The 6,658-nt window shown below is 70.8% G+C and carries 8 protein-coding genes; 3 read left to right on the top strand and 5 right to left on the bottom strand.

The genetic code is table 11. The features are described 5' to 3' along the window. Window positions 1-74: 74 nt before the first annotated feature. The 3 genes from ACWJ6R_RS27215 to ACWJ6R_RS27205 all read right to left on the bottom strand — a co-directional run bounded on the left by ACWJ6R_RS27215 (window position 75) and on the right by ACWJ6R_RS27205 (window position 1,368). Window positions 75-305 carry a DUF3107 domain-containing protein gene (locus tag ACWJ6R_RS27215; RefSeq protein ID WP_449064965.1) on the bottom strand — a complete coding sequence of 77 codons (231 nt, stop codon included), beginning with the start codon at window positions 303-305 and terminating at the stop codon, window positions 75-77. A gap of 140 nt (window positions 306-445) precedes the next feature. Further along, window positions 446-1,066: a TetR/AcrR family transcriptional regulator gene (locus ACWJ6R_RS27210; RefSeq protein ID WP_449064964.1), complete on the bottom strand. Its 621-nt coding sequence runs from the start codon at window positions 1,064-1,066 to the stop codon at window positions 446-448. A 68-nt stretch (window positions 1,067-1,134) separates the two neighbouring features. Beyond that, complete coding sequence (locus ACWJ6R_RS27205) at window positions 1,135-1,368, bottom strand: hypothetical protein (protein ID WP_449064963.1); 234 nt, start codon at window positions 1,366-1,368, stop codon at window positions 1,135-1,137. A 204-nt stretch (window positions 1,369-1,572) separates the two neighbouring features. On the opposite strand from ACWJ6R_RS27205, the gene ku reads away from it, so the two are divergent. The 3 genes from ku (at window position 1,573) to moeZ (ending at window position 5,414) form a co-directional block, all read left to right on the top strand. Then, window positions 1,573-2,991: a non-homologous end joining protein Ku gene (gene ku / locus ACWJ6R_RS27200; protein ID WP_449064962.1), complete on the top strand. Its 1,419-nt coding sequence runs from the start codon at window positions 1,573-1,575 to the stop codon at window positions 2,989-2,991. A gap of 244 nt (window positions 2,992-3,235) precedes the next feature. Beyond that, window positions 3,236-4,159 carry an alpha/beta fold hydrolase gene (locus ACWJ6R_RS27195; protein ID WP_449064961.1) on the top strand — a complete coding sequence of 308 codons (924 nt, stop codon included), beginning with the start codon at window positions 3,236-3,238 and terminating at the stop codon, window positions 4,157-4,159. Between the two features lie 73 nt (window positions 4,160-4,232). Next, a complete protein-coding gene (moeZ, locus tag ACWJ6R_RS27190; RefSeq protein WP_449064960.1) occupies window positions 4,233-5,414 on the top strand; it encodes an adenylyltransferase/sulfurtransferase MoeZ in 1,182 nt (393 codons plus the stop codon). Window positions 5,415-5,593: 179 nt separating this feature from the next. Here the strand turns inward: moeZ and ACWJ6R_RS27185 are convergent, their stop codons facing one another. Together ACWJ6R_RS27185 and ACWJ6R_RS27180 are read right to left on the bottom strand one after the other, a co-directional pair. After that, complete coding sequence (locus ACWJ6R_RS27185) at window positions 5,594-5,896, bottom strand: transcriptional regulator (RefSeq protein WP_449064959.1); 303 nt, start codon at window positions 5,894-5,896, stop codon at window positions 5,594-5,596. Beyond that, window positions 5,896-6,390 carry a hypothetical protein gene (locus tag ACWJ6R_RS27180; RefSeq protein WP_449064958.1) on the bottom strand — a complete coding sequence of 165 codons (495 nt, stop codon included), beginning with the start codon at window positions 6,388-6,390 and terminating at the stop codon, window positions 5,896-5,898. Before ACWJ6R_RS27180 ends, ACWJ6R_RS27185 begins: the two co-directional genes overlap by 1 nt. Between the last annotated feature and the right edge of the window lie 268 nt (window positions 6,391-6,658).

Raw genomic sequence — 6,658 nt, 5'->3', positions numbered from 1 at the left:
GCCGCCCCGGGCCGGGGCCCGGTGCCCGGACGGCGGACGCCGGGCGGGAGGACGCCCGGCCGGAGGGCGACCGGTCAGAGGGTGCCGCCGAAGCCGACGGGCCGGGACTCCTCCTCGCCGATCTCGAGGAAGCCGAGCGAGGTGATCGGGACCAGGACCCTGCGGCCCTTGACGTCGGTGATGGAGAAGATGCCCCGGTCGGCGGCGAGCGCCTTGCCGAGCTCGTTCTCGACCTCCTCGGCCGAGAGGTCGGTCTCCACCACGAGCTCGCGGTGCACGGACCGCACGCCGATTTTGATTTCCATGTGCTGCTCCCTTTCGATGAGGGCTGCCTGTCTCATCGTCGCCCCTCGGGGAGCTCCGCGTGCCGGTTGATCGCGTCAAGCGAACAGGCCCGCCGGCGCGCGGCGGGGCCGGTCAGCCGGTGCGGGCGAGCCTCCTCCGGTCAGCCGGTGCGCGGGAAGCCGGAGATGCCGCGCCAGGCCAGACGGGCCATGAGCTGGGTGGCGGCGTCCTTCGGGATGGAGCCGTTGCTGCTGAGCCAGTAGCGGGCGCTGACCTCGGCCATGCCGACCATGCCGACGCCCAGCAGGTGGGCCTCGTCGCTGGAGCAGCCGGTGTCCTCCTGGATGACCTGGCTGATCATCTCGGCGCTCTCGCGGAGGTTGCGCTCGATGCGCTGGCGGACCGGCGCCACGTTGCGCAGGTCGGACTCGAAGACGAGGCGGAAGGCCTCGCCCTGCCCGGAGACGAAGTCGAAGAAGGCCCCGATCGCCGCCTGCACGCGCTGCTTGTTGTCGGTGGTGGAGGCGAGCGCGTCCCGGCAACGGGTGATCATGTCGTCCACGTGCAGGTCGAGCAGGGCGAGGTAGAGCTCCTGCTTGCCGGGGAAGTGCTGGTAGAGAACCGGCTTGCTGACCCCGGCCCGCTCGGCGATCTCGTCCATCGCGGCCGCGTGGTAGCCGTTCTCCACGAACACTTCCTGCGCCGCGCTGAGCAGCTGACGGCGGCGGGCCATCCGGGGCAGCCGGGTGCCCCGGGGCTTGGCGTCCGGGGTAGCGGTCACGGCGTTCTCCTTGCGGGATGCTCCTGCGTCTCCTACGTCTCGGGTCATCCTACGCGCGGGTAACCAGGTCAGCGATAGTCATCCTCGTCGAGCTCCACCTCGCGGCTCTGATCCGTGGCGTCGGCGGGGTCCGCGTCGAAGGGGATCCGGTCGGGCCAGTTCCGGCTCCCGGCGCGCACCTCGCGGTGCTGCTCGGCCGCGTCCGCCTCGGGGGTCTCGAGGTCCGCCTCCGGGCCCGCCGTCTCGGACAGGGCGTCGTCGATCTCCTCGAGGGTGGTGTCGTTCACGTCCATCTCAGACATCGGCCCGTCCTTCCTGCTGTGAACAAGGGACGCCCCCAGCGTACGTCCCCCGCACCCGCGCGCTCGGCAAGGCAGGGCATCGGATGTGCCGTGGCGGGTATGTCCCTCGTTGGTAAGTGTTTCCATGCGCTTGACGATTTTTCCGAACATGTGCGCGAAAATCGATGAGGGAGTTCCGGAGGAGTACCGAGGTAGGGAGAAGGCATGCGGAGCATCTGGAACGGCGCGGTGTCGTTCGGGCTCGTCACGATCCCGATCAGGCTGTACCCCGCGACGGAGCAGCGCGGGGTCGCCTTCAACCAGGTGCACCGGGAGGACGGCGGGCGCATCAGGTTCCGCCGGGTCTGCGAGGTCTGCGGCGAGGAGGTGCCCTTCGCCGAGGTGGCCAAGGGGTACGGCCTGCCGACCGGAGAGACGGTGGTGCTCGACGACGCCGACTTCGAGGACCTCCCGCTGTCGACCGCGCACCGGATCGAGGTCCTGCAGTTCAGCCCCGCCGACCAGATCGATCCCGTCCTGCTGGCCAAGTCCTACCACCTGGAGCCGGAGCCGGCCGGGGTGAAGCCGTACGTGCTGCTCCGCGACGCGCTGGAGCGGTCGGGGCGGGTGGCGGTCGCGAAGGTGGCGCTGCGGCGGCGCGAGTCGCTCGCGGCGCTGCGGGTCAGGGAGGGGGTCCTGGTGCTGGAGACCATGCTCTGGCCCGACGAGGTGCGCGAGGCGGGCTTCGCGTTCCTGGAGGAGGAGGTGGAGATCCGGGCGCAGGAGGCGCGGATGGCCGAGTCGCTCGTCGAGACCATGAGCGGGGACTTCGACCCGGCCGCGCACCGGGACGCCTACCGGGAGGCGCTGCTGCGGGTCGTCGAGGCGAAGGCGGCGGGCCGCCAGGTGGTCCGGCCGCCGGCGCCGATCGAGGAGGGCGGTCCCGCGGCCGACCTGATGGCCGTGCTGCGGGCCAGCGTGGACGCGGCCAAGCGGAACCGGGGGGCGAGAGGGGCCGCGGCCGCCCGGGACGGGGCGGACGACTCGGCGGGGCGGGACCGGGACGGCGCCGGAGCGCGGAGCGGGTGGGGCCCGCCGGCCCGCCTGACGTGCGGCTTCGCGGGACGCGCGGCAGGGGCCGGGCACGGCTGTGCCGTGGAGCCCTCGCGGACGCCACGGCACAGGAATCACCTACGAGCCGCTCATGGCACCTTCCGTGGTGCCGTTCGTGGTCCCGTTGGTGGTGCCGTTCGTGGTGGCCTCGGTTGCGATCTTCGGGCCCTTCTTCACGTAGGTCTTGTGGACGTGGCCCTGGACGCCCGAGTCGCCGTACACCTTGCGCCAGTTCTCCCTGGAGCGCTTGCAGTTGCCGGTGGTGACCTGCCCGGGGTAGAGGACATCGACGGTCTTGTGCCGCTTGTTCCAGGACTTGGGCGTCTTGCCCGGCTTCTTGCGCACCTTGAGGTAGCTGTCGGAGGCGACGTTGCGCACCTGGTAGAGGCAGGTGTCCTGGGCGTGGGCGGGAGCCGCCGTGACGGCGGTGAGGGCGACCAGGCCGCTGCCGGTCACGGCGGCGGCCGCGAGGGCACTGGCGATTCGCTTGGAGAGCATTCGTCACTCCTTCTCTATCGATGTTGTGACTAAGGCGTTGATGTCCGGATTCATTCTGTGAAAACGGGCACTTAGTGTGATGTACCAAATGCATAGAGTTACAATATTCTGTCTTTGGTATATATCGGACAAAAAGGGCGAAATGAAAGGCCGCTCCGAGGGGCGGAGGCGGGGACGATCGGTGATCGCTGCGGCGTTCCGTCCGGAACGCTGATGTTTTTCCGGCTTCGTCCCGGTGGATATCGTCCTAACAGGCAGTGAACCTGCAGGAGGAGACATGGGAGACAACCCGATTCCGTGCTGGCCCGGCAGGACGGTCGAGCTCGGCGAGCACCGCGTCCATGTGCGCTCGACCCCGCGCGGCCCCGCGGAGACGGCGGTCTACGTGCACGGGCTGGCGGGCTCGGCGACCAACTGGACCGATCTGATGGGCGAGCTGTCCGACGTGGTGACCGGCCACGCGATCGACCTGCCGGGCTCCGGATACTCCCCGGAGCCGTCCGACGGCGACTACTCCGTCGGCGCCCACGCCCGGACGGTCGCCGCGCTCATCGAGGAGATCGCGGACCGGCCCGTCCACCTGTTCGGCAACTCCCTGGGCGGCGCCGTCTCGGTGCGGCTCGCCGCCACCCGGCCGGACCTGGTCCGCTCGCTCACCCTGGTCTCCCCGGCCCTGCCCGACCTGGTCCTGCGGTACGGCCCGGCGCGCGTGGCCTTGTCCACGGTGCCCGTGCTCGGGGAGTGGGCCTTCGACCGGCTGCGGCTGCTGCCCCCGGAGCGCAGGCTCAACGCCACGCTGGGCATGTGCTACGCCGACCTCGGCCGGGTCCACCCGGAACGGCTGCGCGAGGCGATCGAGGAGCTGCGCCGCCGCGACGAGCTGCCGTACGCCGGGGCGGCGGTGATCAACTCGGCCCGCGGCCTGGTCGCGGAGTACCTCAGGGAGTACGTCAAGCGCGGAGCCGACAGCCTCTGGCGGCAGGCGGCCATGGTGCGGGCGCCCACGCTGGTGATCCACGGCCGCCACGACAGGCTCGTCAACCCCCGGATGGCCGCCCGGGCGGGCCGTACGTTCCCGGACGTGCGGCTGGTCCTGCTGCCGGACGCCGGGCACGTGGCGCAGATGGAGGTGCCCGAGCGGGTGGCCCGGGAGGCCCGGCGTCTGATATCTGAGACGGCGCCCGTCTCGATTGGGGAATGAGCGCGGCCCCCGGCTAGGTTGTGAGTGGTGCGCTAGCCGCATCCGTCAAGACCCCTGAAACGGGAGCAGAACTGTGTCGTTGCCACCGCTGGTAGAGCCGGCAGCCGAGCTGACCGTCGACGAGGTGCGCCGTTACTCGCGCCACCTGATCATCCCCGACGTGGGCATGGCCGGGCAGAAGCGCCTGAAGAACGCCAAGGTGCTCTGTGTGGGCGCCGGAGGGCTGGGATCCCCGGCCCTGCTGTACCTCGCGGCCGCGGGCGTCGGCACCCTCGGCGTCATCGACTTCGACGTCGTCGACGAGTCCAACCTGCAGCGCCAGGTCATCCACGGCCAGTCCGACGTCGGCCGGCCCAAGGCCGAGAGTGCCGCGGCCTCGGTCAGGGAGATCAACCCCCTGATCGACATGGTCGTCCACAACGAGGTGCTGACCACCGAGAACGTCATGGAGATCTTCTCCGGGTACGACCTCATCGTGGACGGCACCGACAACTTCGCCACCCGCTACATGGTGAACGACGCGGCGGTCCTCCTCGGCAAGCCGTACGTCTGGGGCTCGATCTACCGCTTCGACGGCCAGGCCAGCGTCTTCTGGGCCGAGCACGGTCCCTGCTACCGCTGCCTCTACCCCGAGCCCCCGCCGCCCGGCATGGTCCCCTCCTGCGCCGAGGGCGGCGTGCTCGGCGTGCTGTGCGCGTCGATCGGCTCCATCCAGGTCAACGAGGCCATCAAGGTGCTCACCGGCATCGGCGAGCCGCTGGTCGGCCGTCTGATGATCTACGACGCCCTGGAGATGACCTACCGCTCGGTCAAGGTCCGCAAGGACCCCGAGTGCGTGCTCTGCGGCAAGAACCCGACGGTCACCAGCCTGCTGGAGGACTACGAGGCGTTCTGCGGCGCGGTCTCCGCCGAGGCCCAGGAGGCCGCCTCCGGTTCGACGATCACCGCGGCCGAGCTCAAGTCCTGGCAGGACCGGGGCGAGGACGTCTACGTGGTCGACGTCCGTGAGCCGAACGAGTACGAGATCGTCTCCATCCCGGGCGCCGTGCTCATCCCCAAGGGGGAGTTCCTCAACGGCTCCGCCCTGGAGAGGCTCCCGCAGGACAAGAAGATCGTGCTGCACTGCAAGTCCGGCGCCCGCTCCGCCGAGTGCCTGGCGATCGTCAAGAACGCCGGTTTCTCCGACGCGGTCCACGTCGGCGGCGGCGTGCTGAGCTGGATCAAGACGGTCGACCCGAGCCTGCCGGCCTACTAGGCCCGCCGGTCCGGCCCCGCCGTCGTCCGTACGGCCCGCGCCCCGTGGAGCTCTGCTCCGCGGGCGTCCGTCGTTTCCGGGGAGGGCCCGTCCGGGCCGGGAAGGCGCGAGGCGGCCCCGGAGAGGCGCGAGGCGGCCCGGGGCGTCCGCGGCGGGCGCCCGTCATCCCGGGATGGGCGTCACTCCGGGGTGAGGGTGAGCCCCGACTGCGCGACGATCGCCTGCAGGGCGGCCACGTGGGTGAGATAGGCCGCGCGTCCGGGCTTGGAGAGCTTCAGCCAGGTCCGGGGCCGCTTGCCGACGTATCCCTTGCGGATCTCGACGTAGCCGGCGTTCTCCAGGGCGCTGGCGTGCTTGGAGAGCACCGAGTCGCTCACCCCGACCTGGTCGCGGACGAACCCGAACTCGGCCTCGTCCGCCGCGGCCAGCAGCGCGACGATCTGCAGCCGCGCGGGCGCGTGGATGACCGGGTCGAGTCCCATCACGCGCCCCTCTCGATCTTGGCGGCGTTGCGGCGGGAGACCCAGCGGGCGACGAGCGGGCCGGTGAGGCCCAGGATCGCGGTCACGCCGAGGAAGGTGAAGGCCGGGCCGTAGGCGACCCCGCGCAGGCCGAGGAAGATGCCGAGTGCCACGCCGGGGAGGGTGATTCCCAGGACCCAGGCCATGTATCCCCAGACCGCCCCGGTGTCGACGACGCTCTTGTGGGCGCGCATGCGGCCGCTCCGGCCGACCGCGATGGAGACGCCGGTGAGCAGGGCCACCGCCAGCACGATGCCCGCGATCCTCAGCGGCACCGGGGTGAGGGAGTCGGACGAGGCCTGGATGAGGGTGATGGACAGGCCGAGGCCGACGGGGAACCAGATCGGGAACCAGGGGGTGGCGCGTACGGCCTGCGCCTGGGTGGCGCGGATGCCGGACAGGGCGCGGGCGGCCTCCTCGGGGGAGAGGTCCATGCTCTCGGGGGTGGTGTTCATGAGGACTCCTTTCGCCGGGGGCTTCCCGCCGGTGCTTCCATGTTCTTTCCAAGAAGGAAAGTACTTTCTACTTTCCGGATCGTCAAGTACTTTCCGGATCCCTGATCTCGGGGAACGGGGAATGGCATCCGCCCGCCCGCACTAAGGTCGGGGGCGTGAACGACGTGCCGGGTCGGCGGCGGGCGCGATCCGCGCTGGTGGCGGCGTCCGCGCTCACCCTGACCTGCGCGGCCGTGGCCGGCGTCGCCGCGAGCGCAGCGGGGCGGAG

This window comes from Planomonospora algeriensis, from assembly GCF_977012225.1.
Note: the sequence above shows the minus strand (reverse complement) of the source record. Positions and strands in the feature narration are given on the sequence as shown.

Bases quoted from the DNA above. Each gene is read 5' to 3' on its own strand.
- ku (WP_449064962.1), top strand. From the start codon at position 1,573: ATGCGGAGCATCTGGAACGGCGCGGTGTCGTTCGGGCTCGTCACGATC.
- ACWJ6R_RS27205 (WP_449064963.1), bottom strand. From the start codon at position 1,368: ATGTCTGAGATGGACGTGAACGACACCACCCTCGAGGAGATCGACGAC.
- ACWJ6R_RS27180 (WP_449064958.1), bottom strand. From the start codon at position 6,390: ATGAACACCACCCCCGAGAGCATGGACCTCTCCCCCGAGGAGGCCGCC.
- ACWJ6R_RS27215 (WP_449064965.1), bottom strand. From the start codon at position 305: ATGGAAATCAAAATCGGCGTGCGGTCCGTGCACCGCGAGCTCGTGGTG.
- ACWJ6R_RS27195 (WP_449064961.1), top strand. From the start codon at position 3,236: ATGGGAGACAACCCGATTCCGTGCTGGCCCGGCAGGACGGTCGAGCTC.
- ACWJ6R_RS27185 (WP_449064959.1), bottom strand. From the start codon at position 5,896: ATGGGACTCGACCCGGTCATCCACGCGCCCGCGCGGCTGCAGATCGTC.